The 19,847-nt window shown below is 66.0% G+C and carries 14 protein-coding genes; 6 read left to right on the top strand and 8 right to left on the bottom strand.

Annotation, left to right across the window (positions count from 1 at the left end; translation table 11 throughout):
• From C1926_RS14345 to C1926_RS14320, 6 genes are all read right to left on the bottom strand, one after another.
• Positions 1-1,251 carry a DUF4105 domain-containing protein gene (locus C1926_RS14345; RefSeq protein WP_108759633.1) on the bottom strand — a complete coding sequence of 417 codons (1,251 nt, stop codon included), beginning with the start codon at positions 1,249-1,251 and terminating at the stop codon, positions 1-3.
• A 23-nt stretch (positions 1,252-1,274) separates the two neighbouring features.
• On the bottom strand, positions 1,275-2,156 hold the full coding sequence (locus tag C1926_RS14340; RefSeq protein ID WP_079221333.1) for a transporter associated domain-containing protein: 882 nt from the start codon (positions 2,154-2,156) through the stop codon (positions 1,275-1,277).
• 64 nt (positions 2,157-2,220) lie between these two features.
• Positions 2,221-2,775 carry a hypothetical protein gene (locus C1926_RS14335; protein WP_108759632.1) on the bottom strand — a complete coding sequence of 185 codons (555 nt, stop codon included), beginning with the start codon at positions 2,773-2,775 and terminating at the stop codon, positions 2,221-2,223.
• 88 nt (positions 2,776-2,863) lie between these two features.
• Entirely contained in the window at positions 2,864-3,448 is a 585-nt protein-coding gene (locus tag C1926_RS14330) for a hypothetical protein (protein WP_108759631.1), read from the bottom strand.
• Positions 3,449-3,518: 70 nt separating this feature from the next.
• Positions 3,519-4,004: an rRNA maturation RNase YbeY gene (ybeY, locus tag C1926_RS14325; RefSeq protein ID WP_079221336.1), complete on the bottom strand. Its 486-nt coding sequence runs from the start codon at positions 4,002-4,004 to the stop codon at positions 3,519-3,521.
• Between the two features lie 147 nt (positions 4,005-4,151).
• On the bottom strand, positions 4,152-5,135 hold the full coding sequence (locus tag C1926_RS14320; protein ID WP_108759630.1) for a PhoH family protein: 984 nt from the start codon (positions 5,133-5,135) through the stop codon (positions 4,152-4,154).
• Between the two features lie 409 nt (positions 5,136-5,544).
• Here C1926_RS14320 and C1926_RS14315 point away from each other — a divergent pair, with 409 nt between their 5' ends.
• From C1926_RS14315 to C1926_RS14295, 4 genes are all read left to right on the top strand, one after another.
• Positions 5,545-8,724, top strand: a complete 3,180-nt coding sequence (locus C1926_RS14315) for a type VI secretion system Vgr family protein (RefSeq protein WP_108759629.1) — start codon at positions 5,545-5,547, stop codon at positions 8,722-8,724.
• 2 nt (positions 8,725-8,726) lie between these two features.
• Positions 8,727-12,029, top strand: coding sequence for a phospholipase D-like domain-containing protein (locus C1926_RS14310; RefSeq protein WP_108759628.1), 3,303 nt, complete (start codon positions 8,727-8,729; stop codon positions 12,027-12,029).
• Positions 12,030-12,109: 80 nt separating this feature from the next.
• A complete protein-coding gene (locus C1926_RS21540) occupies positions 12,110-13,564 on the top strand; it encodes a hypothetical protein (protein WP_159095113.1) in 1,455 nt (484 codons plus the stop codon).
• A gap of 40 nt (positions 13,565-13,604) precedes the next feature.
• Entirely contained in the window at positions 13,605-15,194 is a 1,590-nt protein-coding gene (locus C1926_RS14295) for a hypothetical protein (protein WP_108759625.1), read from the top strand.
• A gap of 182 nt (positions 15,195-15,376) precedes the next feature.
• Here C1926_RS14295 and miaB read toward each other — a convergent pair whose 3' ends face one another.
• The gene (gene miaB / locus C1926_RS14290; RefSeq protein ID WP_079221345.1) at positions 15,377-16,792 is read right to left on the bottom strand and encodes a tRNA (N6-isopentenyl adenosine(37)-C2)-methylthiotransferase MiaB; all 1,416 of its coding nucleotides are present in this window, start codon (positions 16,790-16,792) and stop codon (positions 15,377-15,379) included.
• A gap of 196 nt (positions 16,793-16,988) precedes the next feature.
• A complete protein-coding gene (locus C1926_RS14285; protein ID WP_108759624.1) occupies positions 16,989-17,609 on the bottom strand; it encodes a glutathione S-transferase family protein in 621 nt (206 codons plus the stop codon).
• An 81-nt stretch (positions 17,610-17,690) separates the two neighbouring features.
• On the opposite strand from C1926_RS14285, the gene C1926_RS14280 reads away from it, so the two are divergent.
• Both C1926_RS14280 and C1926_RS14275 read left to right on the top strand, forming a co-directional pair.
• The gene (locus tag C1926_RS14280; RefSeq protein ID WP_108759623.1) at positions 17,691-18,659 is read left to right on the top strand and encodes a WYL domain-containing protein; all 969 of its coding nucleotides are present in this window, start codon (positions 17,691-17,693) and stop codon (positions 18,657-18,659) included.
• A gap of 46 nt (positions 18,660-18,705) precedes the next feature.
• Entirely contained in the window at positions 18,706-19,656 is a 951-nt protein-coding gene (locus tag C1926_RS14275) for a lytic transglycosylase domain-containing protein (RefSeq protein ID WP_108759622.1), read from the top strand.
• The last annotated feature ends 191 nt before the right edge of the window (positions 19,657-19,847 follow it).

The raw sequence follows: 19,847 nt of genomic DNA, 5'->3' as shown, positions 1-19,847 counted from the left end.
TCAGCGGGGTGTTTCGGACAAGTGAGGACGACGCGCCAGCACCCAGGCCAGTGCCACGTGCACCGGCAGCAGCAGCACGATCCACTGCACGTTGTACTGCGCCTGCAGGCTCAGCCAGTGCAGCACGAGGGCGGCCACCGACTGCGCGGCCAGCAGCCACAGGACGATGCTGAACATGCGCCCGGGCACGCGCCGGCGCAGCAGGGCGATGGCGCCCGGCAGCAGCAGCACCGCCAGGGGCGAGAGCAGCAGCAGGTTGCGGTTGGCCCAGGCGGCGTAGTGGATGCTGAAGCCCCACAGGAACACCAGCACGCCACCGAACAGCGCACACAGCAGCCAGAACGGCAGGGCCAGCCCGGCCAGCAGGCGCGGGCGGCTGCGCAGGGCCAGCACGCCGGCGGCGATCACCAGCCCGCACAGCAGCCACGGCCACCAGCGCCGGGCGAACTCCTTCGGTTCGGCCGCGATGCGGTGCGGCAGCAGTTCCTGCTCGCTCTGCACCAGTGGCCGGCCATCGCTGTTGCGCACCTGGCGCAGCGCATCGGCCAGGCGCATCGGCACGAAGGCTTCCTGCCAGCGCGACAGCGGCTGGTCGGCGAAGGGCCCGAGGCCGACGTCGAAGCCCAGCCACATCCACGGTGCCGGCGAGGCCAGGCGCACCGATTCGCTGCGGTAGGTGTTGCCGCGCGAACGCCCGGACAGCTGCGCATGCAGGCCGCCATCCAGTGCTTCGTTCAAGGTGTCGCGCACCATGGTGGCGCAGTTGGCGGTGTAGTAGTCGTAGTGGTAGCGCGCGTTTTCCGGCTTCGCCCGTTCGGCCAGGCCCGCGGCCAGGGCACGGGCCTGGTCCGGGCGCAGGTCCAGCCACTGCACGCTGGCGCCGCGGCCGGTCTCGTCGTAGTACGACAGGTCCTGCTGCAGCGGCAGCGCCACCAGGTAATACATCATGTCGCCGCGTGCGAAGCGGCTGATGAAATCATCCTCGGACGGATCGAAATAACCGAAGTTGTACGAGATCGCCTCGCCGCTGACCGGGTCGAGGACCACGATGGCGTCGTGGCCGAAGCGCTCGAAGAACACCGTGCCCGGCTGCATGGTCACCACGCCGATGCGCGGCGCCGGTGCCTCCTGCGGGCTGGCGACGCCGGCCGCCGGGGCGGCCGAAGCCGCCTGTGCGAAGGCGGCCTGCGGCAGGGCCATGGCCAGCACGCACAGTGCCAGCCACAGGGTCAGGCGCGCGGTCAGGCGCATTGGCGAGAACGGGCCCCGGCGCTTCAAGCGTCGTCCTGCTCGTCCGGCGGCAGCACCGTCACATGGAAGGCCTGCACCCGGCGCGCATCAGCACGCGCCACACGGAACATGAAGCGGTCCAGCGCCAGTTCGTCGCCCACCTCCGGCAGGTGGCCGATCGCTTCGGTCACCAGGCCGCCGATGGTGTCGTAGTCCTCGTCGGAGAACGTGGCACCGAAACGCTCGTTGAAATCACCGATCGCGGTCAGTGCATCGACCACGTAACGGCCGTCGGCCTGGATGGCGATCTGCGCCGACTGGTCCTCGGCCTCGTCATGCTCGTCGTCGATCTCGCCGACGATCTGTTCCAGCACGTCCTCGATGGTGACCAGGCCGGCGACACCGCCGTACTCGTCCACCACCATGGCCATGTGGTTGCGCGACAGGCGGAACTCCTTCAGCAGCACGTTGAGCTTCTTCGCCTCGGGGATCAGCACCGCCGGGCGCAGCAGCTCGCGCACGTTGGCCGGCCCGTTGTCGGCTACAACGCCGCGCAGCAGGTCCTTGGCCAGCAGGATGCCAAGGATGTCGTCCTTGTTCTCGCCGTGCACCGGGAAGCGTGAGTGGCCCGATTCGACGACCTGTTTCATCAGGTCCAGGAACGGCGCCTCGACCGGCAGAGAGACCATCTGCGAGCGCGAGATCATCACGTCGCCCACGGTCAGCTCGGCCACCGAAATGGCGCCTTCCATCATCTTCAGGGTATCGGCGGCGATCAGACCCTCCTCCTGCGCGGTGTGCAGGACAGCGACCAGCTCGTCGCGGGTATGGGGTTCGCCGGAGAAGGCGGACGTCAGGCGTTCAAGCCAGCCGCGCTTCTTTTCATGGGGCTCCAGGGAGGAGCTACTACTGTCGTCTTCTGACATCTCTGGAAAAAGGGCACCCGGCAAGCCGGGCGTTGTCCCAAGTCTAGCAGGATGTTGGGGCCTTTCAGTGACCGCCGCCGGCGGCGGCCGGAACCTCGTCCTCGGCCGGCAGATCCAGGCTGTAGGTGCAGCCGGCCAGGGTCTTGCCGGGGTGGCTGGCCACCGTCGAGACGCTGAGGATGATCGATTCGATCTGGGCCTCGCCGGTCCTGGGGTTGGTCACGTCGCGGCTGACCACCTCGCGGCCGGCCATGAACTTGCCGTCCTGGTCGTAGCCGGTTTCCAGTTCCAGGCGCTTGGCCAGCGGGTGCGGGTCGGCCTGGTCCAGCACGGCCATCACGCTGGCGCCGGCCAGGGCCACCCGTTCGGTCTGCTGGCCGAACACGGTGATGGGGTTGGCCAGGCGGAATTCGCTCATGAACTGGTTGCCCTGCGGCAGCGGCTGCAGGCCTTGGGCCACGGCCTTCAGCGGGTCGGCCAGCAGCGGCGCCAGCGCGGCATGCTCGGCCACGCCCTGGCGGCATTCGATCAGGGCCGGCAGGTCCAGCGGGGCGGCCGATGCGGTGGAGGCGAAAGAGGCAAGCAGCAGGGGCAGGGCAGTACGCAGCAGCACAGGCATGGGATCCGCGATGAAGGGTGCCTGGACATGGTAGCGGCGGAGGGGGGCGCCTGCGACCGGACAGGTCGGGCGCACCCGCGGGGCATGCTCAGCCCTGCGAGGTGCGGCCCAACAGGGACCGCATGCGCCCCAGCGAACGACGGGCCACGGCGCGCAGCGCCATCACCGGCAGGGTCAGCATCGCCGAGAACAGTGCCACGTGCACCAATTGCAGCACCGCACGCAATGCAAACTGCAGGGGGCCCGATTCCAGCAGCCAGTCCGGTACATCCGCGACCGAACGAGGAATGACGCTCATGTACACCGCGGCCAGTACGAACAGCGCCCACAGCTGCGCACGGCTTGCATGGAAGAACGGCAGGCTGCTGCTGTCGCGGCCCAGGCGCTTCTGCAGGACCACGCGCCAGCATACCGGCGCGGAGAACGCGCCGATCAGGATCAGCACCATCGACGTCATCCACAGCGTGCCGTTGCTGCTCACCGGCCCAGGGCCCTCCAGCAGGTGCGGGCCGACCACGCCTACCGCCAGCGCGGCCAGCAGGCTGGACGGCGACAGCACGGCCAGCGTGCGCAGCAGCCAATGCCGGCCATCAGGGTGGCGGGCGCTGAGGCGGTGCAGCAGGTTGGCGGCCACGACCAGCAGCAGGGCAAAGATCGCCGTTTTGGCCAGCATTGGCCCCATGTCACCCATCATCGTCCGTGTCTCCGGGGAGGTTGCAGCTGAGGATAGCGCCGTACGCGGCTCAGCGCTCGCCGGCGTAGGGGTCTTCGATACCGAGCTCGGCCAGGATCTCGCGCTCGAGCTGTTCCATCGCCTCGGCTTCCTTGTCGTCCTCGTGGTCCCAGCCCAGCAGGTGCAGCACGCCGTGCACGGTCAGGTGCGCGTAGTGGGCGTTCAGGGCCTTGCCCTGCTCGTCGGCCTCGCGGGCGACCACCGGCGCGCAGATCACCAGGTCACCCAGCAGCGGGAACTTCACGCCCTTGGGCAGGCCTTCGGGCACATCGGCCGGGAAGCTGAGCACGTTGGTGGCGTAATCCTTGCCACGGTAATGCCGGTTCAGCGACTGGCCTTCCTTGGCATCGACCACGCGGATGGCCAGGTCGGCCTCGCGGATGCGCCCCTTCAGGGCGGCGGCCACCCACTTGCGGAAGCTCACCGCCGCCGGCAGCCCGGCGCGGGGCAGGGCGTAGCTGATGGCGACATCGAGGCGGACGGGGCCCTTGGTCATGACAATTCCGGCATTCAGATCTGAGAGGCGACAGTATCGCGCGTGTGGCGTCCTACTGCGACGTCCAGTCGTCGGCGTCGTAGTCGATCCTCATCCTTTCGGTACCTTCCAGCGGAGCCCGGGCCGCCTCGCGACGGCAGCGTACGGTTATTCGGCGCCCGGCTTGAGCTGATGCAGGTCGCGGCGGTCGTAGGCATTGACGATGCGCGCCACCAGCGGGTGGCGCACGACGTCGCGTGCTTCGAAGAACGTGAAGGTCACGCCCTCCACATCGCGCAGCACGTCGATGGCATCGCGCAGGCCCGACTTCACGTGCTTGGGCAGGTCGGTCTGGGTCAGGTCGCCGGTGACCACTGCAGTGGAGCCGTAGCCCAGGCGGGTCAGGAACATCTTCATCTGTTCGATGGTGGTGTTCTGCGCTTCGTCCAGGATCACGAACGCATCGTTGAGCGTGCGGCCGCGCATATAGGCCAGCGGCGCGATCTCGATGACGTTCTTTTCCAGCAGCTTGACCACCTTCTCCACGCCCATCATTTCGTACAGGGCGTCGTACAGCGGGCGCAGGTAGGGGTCGACCTTCTGGCTCAGGTCGCCGGGCAGGAAGCCCAGCTTCTCGCCGGCTTCCACCGCCGGGCGCACCAGGATCAGCCGCTGCACGCGTGACTCGTTGAGAGCCTCGACGGCGCTGGCCACGGCCAGGAAGGTCTTGCCGGTACCGGCCGGGCCGATGCCGAAGTTGATGTCATGGGTCGCGATCTGGTGCAGGTAGCGGCCCTGGTTGGCGCCGCGGCCGCGCACGGTGCCGCGCTTGACCTTGATCGCCACATCCTGAGCTTCGTAGGAACGCTCGGCGATCTGCTCGACATTGGCCTGCGCCAAGCGCAGGTGGATGGCGTGGCTGTCAAAGGTGGTTTCGGCGGCTTCGACATACAGCGCTTCGATCAGCTTCTGCGCCTCGATGATCGCCTCGTCCGGCCCGCTGATGCGGAACACGAAGCCGCGGTTGGCGATCTCCACACCGAGCTTCAGCTCGATCTGTCGCAAATGCCCATCAAAGGGGCCGCACAGGTTGGCCAGTCGCTCGTTGTCTTCCGGCGACAGGGTGAAATCTCGATGCTCGATGCTTTTCATTGATCGGGTAGGGCGGAAGCCTTGCACCACAGTGGATTCAAGCAGCAAGGGTAGCGCGCGGCAGGGCCGCACGGCCAGCGTCGGGCGTTTTCCACACCCCGTGTGGACCGGACCGCAGGAAACCTGTGGATAGACGCCTGTATCGCTTGTGCCACAAGCCTCATGAGCCGGTGGTGAAAAAACCGTCATGACCGGCGTTGGCGGATGTGACGGGAACTTGACGGCGGCCGGTCCGGGGATGAATATCGGCCCAGAGTCCCAATGGAACAGGGTCTTCCGCGAGGATCGGCGCAGGGCGCCGGGTCAGACGCGACCGCCAAGGGAAGTCGGCGGCCGGGCCTGGTCAGGTCCGCGTGGAAGGTGGCAGCAGGCCATCGCCAGCGCAGGAGCGCCTGGCACAGGAGAAGTCATGGACGCTTCACGTGCGCATTCCGCGCTTGCTTCGCTGGTCGGGCTGGAGCCCGATCAACAGATGCACCGCCTGCAGGCCGAGGGCCTGCCGCCGTTGTTCGTCGAACAGTGGTGGGGCCATGAACACCTGGCCAGCGGATTCGATTACTGGGTGGATGTGCTGCACCCGGATGCCAATCTGCCGCTCGACGCCTGGCTGGGCCGAAGCGGGGCGCTGCTCACCCGCCTCGACGACGGGCAGGACCATCACCGCTGGGGGCATGTCGCCGAGGCCTGCCTGCTCGGCAGCGACGGCGGGCTGGCCCGCTACCGCCTGCATCTTGTGCCATGGACGTGGTTTCTGGGTCATGCCCGGCACAGCCGGGTGTACCAGGAGCGCCCCGTGCGCGACATCGTCGAGGACGTGCTGGGCGGCCATGGCGATCTGGCCCGTTGGCGCTGGAGCGACGATGCCGTGGCTGCCCTGGCCACCGCGCCCGTGCGCAGCTACTGCGTGCAGTACCGGGAGCCGGATCTGGCATTCGTGCTGCGCCTGCTCGCCGAAGAGGGAATTGCCTGCGCCTTCGACGGTGACAGCGGCGACGGACTGACCCTGGTGATGTCGTTCGACAGCACCGTGCAGCCGGAAAACCCACAGTCGGCCCGCGATGGCGGCATCCGCTTCCATCGCAACGACGGCACCGAGGCAACGGACACGCTGCAGCAACTGGGTCCGCATCGCTTGCTGGGCAGCAACCGCCTGTCCCTTTCCACCAGCGACTATCAGGGGCCGGTGGTGCGCCATGTCCAGCTGCCATTGCAGGGCGCAGGCAGCAGTCCGCGCGAGATCTACGAGCCCGTCGGCGCCCATGCCTTCGCCCAGGCAGATGACGGGCAGCGCCGGGCCCGCCGCGCGGCGGAGGCGCATGAAGCGGGCCTGGCCGGTTGGATGGGGGCGGGGAGTATCCGCAGCCTGCAGGCCGGTCGCTTCATCCGCGTCCTGGGCTCCGGCTCGGGTTCCGCGCCGGTGATCCTGCCGATCGAAGTGCTGCACCACGGGTGCAATCCATCGCCACTGACCAAGGCATCTGCACCGTCGCGCGCCGAGGCACCCGCCACTTGGCGTGATGCCAGCCAGGCGCTGCCGGGTGCTCCGTTGGACGCCGCCTCCGCCACCGGCTGCGTCAATCGGTTCCGCGCTGTCGACCAGCAGAAACCGTGGCGGCCCGTGCTGCCCGATGGCACGGGGGAGCGCCTCAATCCGCGCCCGCTTGCACCGGGCTACCAGTCGGCCACGGTCATCAGCGGTGGCGGCCGCGACGATGCGGACCTGCATGCAGACAGCCAGGGCCGGGTCCGCGTGCGCCTGCATCTGCAAGGGGCTGCCGATGCGGACGCGACATGCTGGATGCGCGTGGCGCAGCGCTATGCCGGGCCGGGTGTCGGGTCGCAGTTCCTGCCGCGTGTCGGCCAGGAGGTGCTGGTCGGTTTCATCGAAGGTGACATCGACCGGCCGCTGGTGCTCGGCGCGCTCTACAACGGTCGTGGCGACGCAGGCATCGTACCCACCCCCGCCGGTACAGCGGCGGGAACCGGTGATTCCGGGCTGTTCGGGCAAGCTACCGACACCGGTGCCAGCGCGCAGGGCAATGCTGCGGGCGGTCACGCGCCGGCCTGGCATGCGATGGCGCCAGGCGAGGGGCAGCACCGTCACGCCGGGGCGTTGTGGGGCATCCAGTCGCGCGAGTGGTCCGGCACCGGCTACAACCGCCTGGTGTTCGACGATTCCGATGCACAGCTGCGCCTGCAGCTGGCCAGCAGCCAGGCCAGCAGTGAATTGAATCTTGGCCATCTGCTGCACACGGCCGACAACCATCGCGGCTCACTGCGCGGTGAGGGTCTGGAACTGCGTACCGATGCGTGGGGCACGCTGCGCGCGGAGCGTGGCGTGTGGCTGACTGCCAGGCCCCATGGCGCGTCGTCGCCAGCCGGGGAGGTGGTTGCGGCCGGCGCGTTGCTGCAGCAGGCTGCCACCCTGGCCCAGGTCAGCCATGCAACGAGCGCCACGCACCGCACGGTTGGCCTGGCCAGCCACGCGCCACCCGACGACAGCGCGGGTCTGGCCGGCCTGCAGCGTGTCGCCCGTGCCAGCGTTTCCGGCCAGACCTACGCACAGGCCTCCGCGGATGGCGCGGGAGAGCCTTCAGCCGCCGGGGTGCCACATACCGATGCGCCCACCCTGGCGCTGCACGGCCATGCCGGCCTTGTCATGGTCGCCGGGCAGTCCCTGCACTGGAGCAGTGCCCAGCATGTGGCGCTGGCCAGTGGCCAGCACAGCGACGCCAGCGTGGCGGGCCATGCGCGCCTGCATGCGCGGCAGGCAATCGGCATGCTGGCTGCCGGCAGCCGCAACTTTGCAGGCGATGCGGCGCTGAGCATCGTGGCCGGACAGGCCATGCTGGACATCCGGGCCCAGTCAGACCGGGTCAACCTCATCTCGCGTGCCTCGCAACGTGCTGCCAGTGCGCAGGGGGCGCTGGAAATGGCCGCGCCGCGCACCCTGCACATCGCCACGGCCGGTGGCGCCAGCCTCACCCTGGAAGGCGGCAATCTGGTGGTCAACTGTCCCGGCACCGTGACCGTCCATGCGGGGCAGAAGTCATTCGTAGGCCCGGCACAGCTGACGTATCCCCTGCCGGACATGCCCACCAGCGCGCTCAGCGAACAGATTCCAAAGTTGGCCTTCCGGCTGCAGGACATCCCAGGGCCCCAGGGCCTGCCACTGGCAGGCCAGGCCTGGAAGATCGTGCGCACCCGGAAGGCCTTGGACGCTGAACTGCGTGACGGCGCGCTGGTGCCAGAAAGCTGGGCCGAGACGCTTGCCGAGGGCGAGGCGGATGCGCAGGGTGATGTGAGCCTGGACGATGCACTGTGCGCGAAAATCTGGAACGACGCTGGCCGGTTCCCGGGGCGCCTGTTCCTGGTGCATGGCATCGACGTCATTCCACTGCAGCGACCGCGGCCGTACAGCAGCTCGCCCGGTGTACGCGCCACGATGGACACGCTCGAGGCGATCAACTACGGCAAGACGCTGGCCGACCTGCCCGACGATGCGGCCCTGTACGCCTACCGGCAGCGCGCCGAGTACGAGTTCCAGTCGCATATCGACGCCAACCCGGCCCAGCGCAAGGAGATCTAGTCATGGCAGATGGCACCACACTGGGCAGCGTCCCGCATACCGCCCTGACCTGCCTGGACGGGCAGAAGGGCACCACCAGCGGTGATTACTACGCACCGCCCGATCGCCAGTTCGCGCCTGTCCGGCAAGGCAACAAGGTCGATGCGTTCACCGACGGGCGTTCGGCGATGAAGGCAATGGCGGACGCCATCCGTGGCGCGCAGAAATTCATTTTCATCGCCGACTGGCAGATGAATTTCGACACCGAGATGGACGAACGCGGAGGCGCCCACGCCAGTCGCCTCAGTGAATTGTTGTTCGACGCCATCAACCAGCGCGGCGTGGATGTGCGGGTGCTGCTCTACGACAGTGTCGAGGCGGCGGCCTATACCCACGAAAACGAGGCGCGTACGGCCTTGTACAAGATGCAGGATGCCAACACGCCGGGGCAGGTGCAGGTTGGCCTGCACAACCCGGCCACCGGCCGCACCGATGCCTTCAATATCGCCTTCTCGCACCACCAGAAGATCCTGGTCGTGGATGGGCACATCGGCTTCGTTGGGGGCCTGGACATCGCGCATGGGCGATGGGATGACGGCAACTTCGACGTGGTCTGCGACCCGGCGCTGCACGTGCTCAATGACCACTACAACAACTGCCTGAGCAAGTTCCGCGGCATGACGAGCACGGAGCAGGAGCTGACCCTGGACAAGCCCGATACCAGCCCGGACGCGGCTGGCCGTGTGCGCCCCGGCTTTGCCCAAGCGTACGTGCCGGGCCTGGCCATCGCACTGGACCGGATGAAGGCGCAGTGGGACGCAGGCGCTGCGCTGGCCGAACTGCAGGACTACGCGGACAAGCTGGGTGTGCCGGAGGCGCTGGAACGCGAGGGCATCCGCAAGCTCGCAGAATGGGTCATCCCAGGCATGGAAGAAGCAACAAAGGTGCAGCGTACGGTCGCCAAGACCTTCCTTGCCATCAAGGACTGGCTGACAGAAATCGAGAAGGAGTACGCCGAGGTCACTGCCGCATCGAACAGAGCCGCCGACGAGGCGGTCAAGCTCAATGTCGGCGAGGCAGCTGCGGCTGCCGCGCGTGCGGCGGAAGCTTTCGCCAGGATCCCGGCGAAGAAATTCGGTGAATGGTTCGATGAGCGGAAGGCCGCGTTCAAGGACGCCATTCTGGGCCCGGTCAACACGGCCACCACCGTTGTGGGATATGTGCGCGATCCCGCCTCGCTGGTCAAGGACGCCGAAGCCAAATATGCCGAGATCGAGAGCAAGATCGTCAAGGCGAAGCAGGCCTGGGAATCGCTGGTGAAGTGGATCAACGAGCCGGTGGATCGCATCCAGCGGCTGCTCGACAGCGGGCGCCAGCCACGCATGCCATGGCAGGACGTGCACGCGCGGCTGCAGGGGCCGGCGGTGTTCGATATCTGCCGCAATTTCATGCACCGCTGGAATGCCATGGTCTGGCAGAACCAGCGCGGTGACCGCGAGATCGGCACGGTGGTGCGCGAAAGCTTGAACTGGGGAATCCGGGGGGCGAACGGCCTGGTCGGGATGGATGTGCCCGAGCAGACCACGCTGGCGCGCGGGATGGAACTGACGCCCTTGAGTGATCAGTGGCTGCAGTCCATGGGCGGCATGCAGGAACTCTTTGGCGACCTGACCCGTCCGGGCAAGGCCGGGAAAGCCAGCGTGCAGATCGTGCGATCTTCGGGTACGGCACTGCACGCCTTGGAGAAGAAGGGGTGCAAGGAGCTCGGGCTGAAGCTGGATGATGCCAGTTGCCTGCAGCCCTACTGGGAGCGCAACCAGCCGATGCATTCCATCCTTGATGCGATGGTCAACTGCATCGCCTCCGCCAGTGCCTTCGTCTACCTGGAGACGCAGTTCCTGATTTCCGACTGCGGATGGTCCGATGCTGGGCCAGGAAGTGCGGTGGAGACCGCGATCAAGGGGGGCGAGCGCCGGGAAATGACCGATCCCGAGAAGAAAAAGGCAGGCTACGTCGACAAGGGCGTGGGCATGAGTGGTCCTCTTGGAAAGGCCGGCGTGGTCCAGAACATGGTCACGCGGAAGCAGGGCGTGAAGTCAGCCGCCAGCAACCCCTTGGTGGCGGCCATCGCCGCGCGCATCCGCCGCGCCATCGTGGCCAGGCAGGGGTTCCACGTCTACATCACGTTGCCCGTGCATCCGGAGGGCAGCCTGTTCGACGGTGCCGTGCTGAAGCAGCAGTACTGGGTGCAGCAGACGCTGCTGCGCGGCGACGACAGCCTCATCCGCCGCATCTGCCGTTCACTGATCGCACGCGACAAGGACATCCGCGAGGTGAGCGTGGAAGAGGCCGACCTGCAGGCGGAGGTGAAGGCAGGTCGGTGGAAGGAGTATCTGTCGGTAATGAACCTGAGAAGTTATGGGGTTCTTGCCGACATCAACCACAAGAACCACTACGCACCGCATACGATCGGCGCGGACCAGGCCACACCCTTGTATGTGGTGACCGAGCAGTGTTACGTACACTCCAAGCTGCTGATCGTGGACGACGCCGTGGCCATCATTGGAAGTGCGAACTGCAACGACCGCAGCCTGCTGGGCACGGGCGATACCGAGATCGCCGCGGTGATCGTGGATGGTGCGGCCCAGTCGCTGGACCTGGGTAATGGCGTGCAGGTGATAACCCGGAAGTTTGCGCGGGATCTGCGGATGAAGCTTTGGAGGAAGTTCCTGGGGGAGGAAATCCAACCGTTGCCGGAAAAGAAGGACAAGCCCTACAGCGCTGTTGAATCTGCGGCATTGTATCTGCCTTGGTTCGATACTCAGAGCCCCAGTATCAGGATCGAGAACCCGGCGAGTCCCGCTACGTGGAAGGGGATTAGGGTGCGAGCGGATTCCAACGCGACCACGTACGAGCGCGTTTTTACCAACGTCCCTCGCGATTCGTTTCGGCGGTACGATGCCGTATTCGGAGGGTTTCCGTCTGCGGGTCTGAGTGACAAGGGACATGTCAAGCGCATGTTGTATGCACAACCACCTGACCTGCAGCCAGACTTCATGCAGGAACATAGTGTCGTGAACGACTATGTGACCAGCGCGGTGGGACGGCACAATGTGGGAAAAGCTGTGGAGGCGCTGAAGGCGGGCGAATCACGCGTCAGAGGCTTTTGGGTGGCGATGCCGCTTTTGTGGGGCAACGGCATGGATGACCCCGCCGCAACAATGCCTAACGAGATCATCGCAGCGCTGCCCCTCGGCACTGACCTGCGAGGAGGTACGATGCTGGCGAGACAAAGTGTCGACGAAGGACATGGAGAGCAGGTTTGAATAGATTTACTGTCCCTAGAGTCATGGCCTTTTTCGGTGCAGTATCCTGCGCGAGCGCCGCCTTTGCTGACTGTGCGCCGATGAATGGCGACCTGAGTGCGTCGCCGGATAGAAATGTAGAGATCCGCTTCAGTCCGGAACCCATTGATCGATTCCACATAAGTCTGAGTCGAGCGAACGAGGTCGCACCATTCATCCGCATTGGTGTCTATCCGGAGGTCACAAGACTGGAGAACAAGCCTTTCAGTTCCGAAGGTGGAACGATCTTCTATCTAGAGCCGGGCCCTCAAGGGCCGAGGCTCTGCCGGGTGGAGGAGTGGAAGCGAAGAGTACAAAAGGTGAGTAGCGATGATGCGAGCTCGCTTCCTGCAATCCAGCGGATTCTCCCGTACTTCGAACTTCGGCAAGTTCGCACCATTCACTATGATCCGTCTGGTCTACTTGTATCCAGTCGAAAGATTGATGCGAATGCGCGTGGTAGTACAATTTTTTGTGCGCTCTATGATAAGGAAGGCAGAATTGAAGTGGCAAATGAAAGCTCTGAGACGGATGTTTCAGGTAGTCCGGGCTTTCAGTGTTCGCAGCTTCGCGATGGGCCTGTAAAGAAGGTTACTAGGTATTTCGCCTATCGAGCTGATGGATTCTTGGCTTCGGATATGACCAAGATGGCTACGCGCAAGCCTGGGGAGGGCGCGGGGCAAGAAGATGTCGGTTTTGGAACCGAGGTCACGGATGGTGCCTGGTACGCGCAAGGAGATTTTTACTTCAATGATGGCAACGTCCACCGCCGCGTTGGTGCATCGTTTCAGATGAGCGATAAGCGAGGGCTTACTGGTATACAGAGTGAATCCTTTGCCATCGCGTCATCCGACGCGACGCCCGTCTTTGAGCAACGCAGTCGGGATGAAGGTAGGGAGTTGAACTACACCTTCCCTGGAGAGCGTGTGTCGCCAGATGTGCTGAAGGGGCAATTTGACGGCGTAACCGCATATACGCGTGTTCGTGAGTATTTCCACCGCACCGGACAGCGCATCTTCGAGATTTTTGCTCCGGGCGCAAAGCACCCTCGGGAACGCCAGTGGCGCACGCTGGATCTGAATCGGCAGGAAAACTACGACGCAAAGGGTAAACTCACGCGCGTGATTCTGTCCGGCCCTGTCTCTGGTGACGCCTACACCGAAAACCTGCGCGCCTACGCCGAGAAGGGCGTTTTGAAGCTTACGCCTCTCACCAGCGGCTACAGCTCTTACCGCGTGTACGACTACGACGCGGCCGGCAAAGAGACCCTCTCGTTCGTGTGCTGGCGCTACGAAGTCTCGACCAACAAGCCCTACGCCCATTTCCCCTGGTGGGAGCCCGACCCCCGCCCCAAGCGCAGTCGTGAAGCCGAACTGCAGTACGGCAGGACGCAGGTGGGCACGCGGTGCGGCACGCCTGACGGCAAGATGATCGTGGAGGGCATGGGTCCGGTGAAGAAGCTGATGGAAACCAAGTACGGTTTTGGGACCACGAAGCTCGGTTTGCCGGGCGAGTAGGACTCTCTACGTAAAGCGATGCATGCAAGGAGGCAGTCATATGAAGTCGATGGATGCGAGAAGTACTCACAAGCGCCAGCAGCGCCTGGGGAAGCTGGCGGGGGGCGTGATGCTGGCGTATGCCGTGCTCAGTTCCTCGGCCTGGGCCTGTGGGGGCGGTGTGGCAGGCGATCCTTGGGTTTCCCCTTGGAAGATGGAGGACGTCAGCGTTCTGACGTCCCCGCTGATCGAACAATACGCAACGGAGCTGGTGGGAGCATGGCCCTCGGCTGATGGCAGCCTCACGGTTCCGCAGATCAGTCTCAGGAGTTCGAGTTCGGCGGCACGCACGCTTCCCTTCTCGCGGTTGGGTGGGAGCATTGTCTATGTCCGGTCGGAAGGCGGGGCCGGTGAGCGTATTTGTCGCGAGGAACTGTGGCAGAGCCGCAAGTACGGTAGCTGGGACTCGGCAGCAGCCGGCCTGGTGCCGCGCGAACTGCCTTTATCCCCTCCAGTCGCCGTCGACATTGATCCTTCAGCGAAAACAGCGGTTGCCGAGCTGCTCCGGCAGATTTCCAGCGAATTCGTGCTCGTGGAGGCGCGTGATTATCTCTACGACGACCAGGAACGCCTCGTCGAGATCCGCAACCATGGGCGTGGATCGGATGGCAGATTGTTCAGCCAGCCGGTGAGTTGCATAAGATATGACCAGCAGGGTCGCCCGACGTGGTCTGCAGAACCATCGCCCCTTTATCTGCGCCGGGCAGATGCCCCGTCCTGTGACCAGATGGATCAGGGTAATGCGCTGGTGCAACGCCTTCTGCTCGACCAGGAGGGCCATTTCTATGGTTCTATCGCCACCAAGCCACCGGCGGCATCGACGGGGCAGAACGTGATGGCGTCCGTCAGAGGCACGCACGGCTGGACCGGCGTTGCGGAGTACAGACGGCCGTCCGAGCGGAGCGTCTACGGATATGGGACCTATGCGATGGCCCGGCTGGATCAGCAGTTGGGGGTCTACACGATCAACAGCATTGAAGGGGATCTGTTGCCGGCCGATGCGCAGCCTCTCTATCAAGACGCCGTCACCCGGCTGGGCGTGAAGGGTGCAGACCTGCGGTACGACTTCGTAAACGTCACCATTCCCGCCGAAGTGGGAATGAACGGGTTCTCGAAACTGTCGACCTATCCCCGGATCCGAAGTCATCGCGTTGCGGAGAAGATGCGGGTTCACGAAGTCTTTGATGCAGGTTCCCACGAAATGCGCCGGCGGGTCTGGGCCAACGAGTCCGGGCCGATCTATCGCCAGGAGGATTACGATGAGGATGGGCGCCTGGTGCAGGTCATCAATGCCTGGGAAAATCCTGACGTACCCATGCCGGAAGACGCCATTGCCGCAGATGGAATCGATGCGCGCGTGCTCCAGGGGTCGGGCCAAGGCTACAGAGTGTTCCGCTTTGACCGGCGGGGCCGTCCCAAGCGCGAGCTTGTGTGCGGAAAAATTGTAGGGGGCGCGGAATCACGCGATGAGATGCACTGCGGCAAAGGTGACCGTAGCGTTGTCGTCTACCAGAACAACGGGGTCAGTGGTTTCCTGACGGACACCTATGGATGGCGCGACCGGCCTCTGGCTGCAGGCTCTCCGCTCTAACGCCCGGCTTCTCCACATCCGCTGTGGAACGAAGTCCAATCAACCTGTGGATAGGTGGCGCAGAGCCTTGTACCAAAAGGCTCTGCATGGCGTGGTGAAAAAAACACCACGCCTGCCGTGCTGGCGAGGTCGGCGCCCCTGCAGGGATCCGACCGGCAGGGCCGGCCATTGGCCGGCACGCCTTACTCCGCCACCACGCGTGCTCGCAGCGAATTGGTCAGTGCCTCGGTGATCACCACGTCGACGAACTGGCCGATCAGGCGCGCCGGCGCCGGGAAGTTCACCGAACGCATGTTCTCGGTCTTACCGGTCAGCTCATTCGGGTTCTTGCGCGAGGGGCCTTCCACCAGCACGGTCTGCACGGTGCCGACCATCTTTTCAGAGATGCCGGCCGCATGCGCGTTGATGCGTTCCTGCAGGCGCGACAGGCGCGCATGCTTCTCCGCATCGCTGATCGTGTCCTCCAGATCGGCGGCCGGCGTGCCCGGGCGGCGCGAGTAGATGAAGGAGAAGCTGTGGTCGAAGCCGATGTCCTCGATCAGCTTCATGGTCTTCTCGAAATCGGCATCGGTCTCGCCGGGGAAGCCGACGATGAAATCCGAGCTGATCGAGATGTCCGGGCGCACCGCACGCAGTTTCCGGATCTTCGACTTGAATTCCAGCGCGGTGTAGCCGCGCTTCATCGCCGACAGCACGCGGTCGCTGCCGGCCTGCACCGGCAGGTGCAGGAAGTTGGCCAGCTGCGGCACATCGCGGAACGCGTCGATCAGCGAATCGCTGAACTCCAGCGGATGCGAGGTGGTGAAGCGGATGCGGCCCACGCCGTCGATCTCGGCGATGGTGCGGATCAGCAGGCCCAGGTCGGCGAACTCGCCATCACCGTAGGGACCGCGGTATGCGTTGACGTTCTGCCCGAGCAGGTTGATCTCGCGCACGCCCTGTGCGGCAAGCTGCGCCACCTCCACCACCACGTCCTCGAACGGGCGGCTGACTTCGGTGCCGCGGGTGTAGGGCACCACGCAGAACGAGCAGTACTTGGAGCAGCCTTCCATGATCGAGACGAACGCCGAGGCGCCTTCGGCGCGCGGTTCCGGCAGGCGGTCGAATTTCTCGATCTCGGGGAAGCTGATGTCCACCTGCGGGCGCTTCTGCTCGCGGCGGGCGCGGATCAGTTCCGGCAGGCGGTGCAGGGTCTGCGGGCCAAACACCAGGTCCACGAACGGCGCGCGCTTGATGATCGCTTCGCCTTCCTGCGAGGCCACGCAGCCGCCCACGCCGATGATGACTTCACGGCCCTTGTTCTTCAGGCTCTTCCACACGCCGAGCTGGCTGAACACCTTTTCCTGCGCCTTCTCGCGGATGGAGCAGGTGTTGACCAGGATGACGTCTGCGTCGTCCGGGGTATCGGTCAGTTCCAGGCCATCGCTGGCGGCAAGCACGTCGGCCATCTTGGCCGAGTCGTACTCGTTCATCTGGCAACCGTGGGTCTTGATGTACAGCTTGCCTTTCACCTGGTCGGGCTTGCGCGGACCGGCGGGCAGGGCAACGAGCGGGGTGCCGCCCGGGGCGGGCGGGAAGACGTCTGGCGTCCCGGTCATGGCGCTTAATCCATTCGGGTGGCGGGAAAGCGGGCAATTCTACCCGCATCCCGCGCCGCCCGCCGTGGCCGGTTGGACCGCATGCCAAGCGGTGGGTAGCGCCGGGCCACGCCCGGCGGAAGGCCATGAGCGCCGCGCTGCGCGCTCGCGGGGCATGGCCCCGCGCTACCCGCATCCCGTGCAGCCTGGCGGGCCCTTACGCGGCCACCAGCTCCGCGTCGATCTGGCGGGACCGGTCGAATGCGGCCAGCGTGCTCATCCGGTCGATGTAGGCCGCGGTGGCCGGGGCCGGCTGCACCAGTCCGAACTCGCGCATCCAGCCCAGCGCATTGCCCCACAGTATGTCGGCCGCGCTCAGAGTCTCGCCCAGCAGGTACGGCCCCTGCGCCAGCTGCGCCTCGATCACCTGCAGCACGGTCTCGGCATCGTTGTAGGGCGACATCATCCGCGGCGGCGGCTCGCGATGCATGGCCTTGTCGGTCATGGCCGGCTCGAAGCAGGCACCGTAGAAGGCCATCCAGCGCAGGTAGGGCCCGCGCTGCCCGTCACCGATCGGCGGCGCCAGCCCGGCTTCCGGGTACAGGTCGGCCAGGTACAGGTAGATGGCCACCTGCTCGGTCACCAGCGCGCCGTTGTGGATGATGGCTGGCACCTTGCCCATCGGGTTGATGGCCAGGTAGGCCGGGGCCAGGTTGGCGCCAGCCTTCAGGTCCAGCACCTGAAGGCGGTAGTCGGCGTCCAGGGCTTCGAGCAGGGCGACCGCGCCGCTCGAGCGTGAACGGGCGGCGTGGTAGAGGGTGATCTGGCGTGCGGTCATGGCAGGGCTCCTTGCGAGGGGTGGTGAACCGGGAGGCCATGCTGGGGCACAATCGCGGACGACTTCTGTCCTCGATAGCGCATGCGCCATACCGCCCACCGACTGCTGCGACTGATCGCCCTGCTGCAGGCCCGCCGGCACTGGTCCGGGGCCGAGCTGGCCGAGCGCATGGGCGTGGACCGGCGCAGCATCCGCCGCGACATCGAACGCCTGCGCGAGCTCGGCTATCCGGTCCAGGCCTCGGCCGGGGTAGGGGGTGGCTACCGGCTCGGCGCCGGTGCGCCGGTCCTGCCGATGCTGCTGGACGAGGACGAGGCGACCACTCTGGCCATCGCCCTGCGGGCCGCCTCGGCCACCGTGTCCGGCATCGACGACACCGCGCGTGGCCTGCTGTCCAAGCTCGACCCGTTGGTACCGGCACGGCGCCGCCAGCAGGCCGGCGAGGTGCACGCGGCCACCGCCACCCTGTCCGACCTGCCGGCCACCGATGCGCGCCTGCTCGGGCGGCTGGCCCAGCACTGCCGGCAGGCGGCACGGCTGGCCTTTGAATACCGCAGCGCGCAGGACGTGGTGACCCAGCGCCAGGTCGAGGCCCAGCACCTGGTCAATTACGGCCGGCGCTGGTACCTGCTGGCGTGGGATCTGGTGCGTGAGGACTGGCGCACCCTGCGCGTGGACCGGATGGGCGCGGTGCAGCCGCAGCCGCAGCCGGGCCTGCATCGGCGCACCCCAGCCCCGCCGGACGTGATGGTTCGGCAGGCAGTCAGCCAGGCGCCTTTCACCCTGCAGGCCATCCTTCGCCTGGCGGGCAGCCAGGCCGAGCTGGAGGGTCGCATTCCGCCCTGGTGCGGGGTGCTGGAGCCCGATGGCGCCGACCATTGCCTGCTGCGGATGGGGGCTGAGAGCCGCGGCATGATGCTGGCCCAGATCCTCAGCCTGGACCGGCTGCCGCTGGCCCTGTGGACCTCCCCGCCGGAACTGCGGGATGAACTGGCCCAGCGCCTGGCCGGCCTGGGCCAGCTGCTGGCTGTGCCGGCGGTCACGGACTGAGCGCGGCCGCTTGGCAAGCCCGGGCGAAGCTGGGACACTCGCCGCCATGAAGGGGATACTGGGGACAACGGCGATCATCATCGCTGCGCTGACCGCTGCGCCGGCCAGCGCCGGCACCCTGTTCAAGTGCCAGGGCGCCGACGGCGTCACCAGCTATGTCAGCAAGCGAGTGCCCGGCGCGCGCTGCAGCAGCATCAGCTACACCCGCGATACCCGCCGCCCGGCTGCGCCGCGCGCGGTACCGGCCGCCGCGCCCGTGCAGACCGCCAGCACGGCCCCGGCCCCGACCCCGAGCCAGGTGGCCAGTGCCGAGCGCAATCCGGTCGCGGTAGCCGCCAGCGCTGCCAGCCCCGTCGTCGCCGCCACGCCCGCCGCTGCACCCGCGGCCAAGGCCGCCGCCACGCCGCGCGGTGGCCGCATGGTCAGTGGCCAGGTCTATTCGTACATGCAGGACGGGGTGCGCCACTACACCAGTGCGCGCCCCACCCAGGTGGCCAACCTGGGCCCGGTGCGCACCATCCGCTACAGCTTCATGGAGCGCTGCTACGCCTGCGGGGTCAACCCGCGCGTGGACTTCGGCAGCGTGCGCCTCAACACCACCGCGTTCCAGACCGAGATCGCCTCGGCTGCGCGCGAGTTCGGCGTGGAAGAAGCGATCGTGCGCGCGATCATCCATGCCGAGTCGGCCTACAACCCGACCGCGCTCAGCCGCGCCGGCGCGCAGGGCCTGATGCAGTTGATGCCACCGACCGCCGCACGCTTCGGGGTCAGTGATTCCTACGACGCCAGCCAGAACATCCGTGGCGGCGTGCAGTATCTTGCATGGTTGTTGAAGCGCTTCAATGGCGATCTGACCCTGGCCGCGGCGGGCTACAACGCCGGCGAAGGCGCGGTCGACCGCCACGGTGGCGTACCGCCTTACAGTGAAACCCAGTACTACGTGCGCCGCGTCGGCCAGCTGGTCGATCGCTACCGCACCGAATTGAGCAAGCAGTAGGTGCCGACCGTCGGTAGGTGCCGACTGTTGGTAGGTGCCGACTGTTAGTCGGCACGCCTTACAAAGATTGTTGCAATGCGTTGTGTGGCGCGAGACGGTTCCGCTACACTCGCCCATGATTCAATGCGGCTCTGGCCCCCACCGGATCCGCTGGCAGCCTTAAAGCTACCTAATCAATATCGGAGTGCCGG

Source organism: Stenotrophomonas sp. ZAC14A_NAIMI4_1, from assembly GCF_003086915.1.
Lineage (GTDB): Bacteria > Pseudomonadota > Gammaproteobacteria > Xanthomonadales > Xanthomonadaceae > Stenotrophomonas.
Note: the sequence above shows the minus strand (reverse complement) of the source record. Positions and strands in the feature narration are given on the sequence as shown.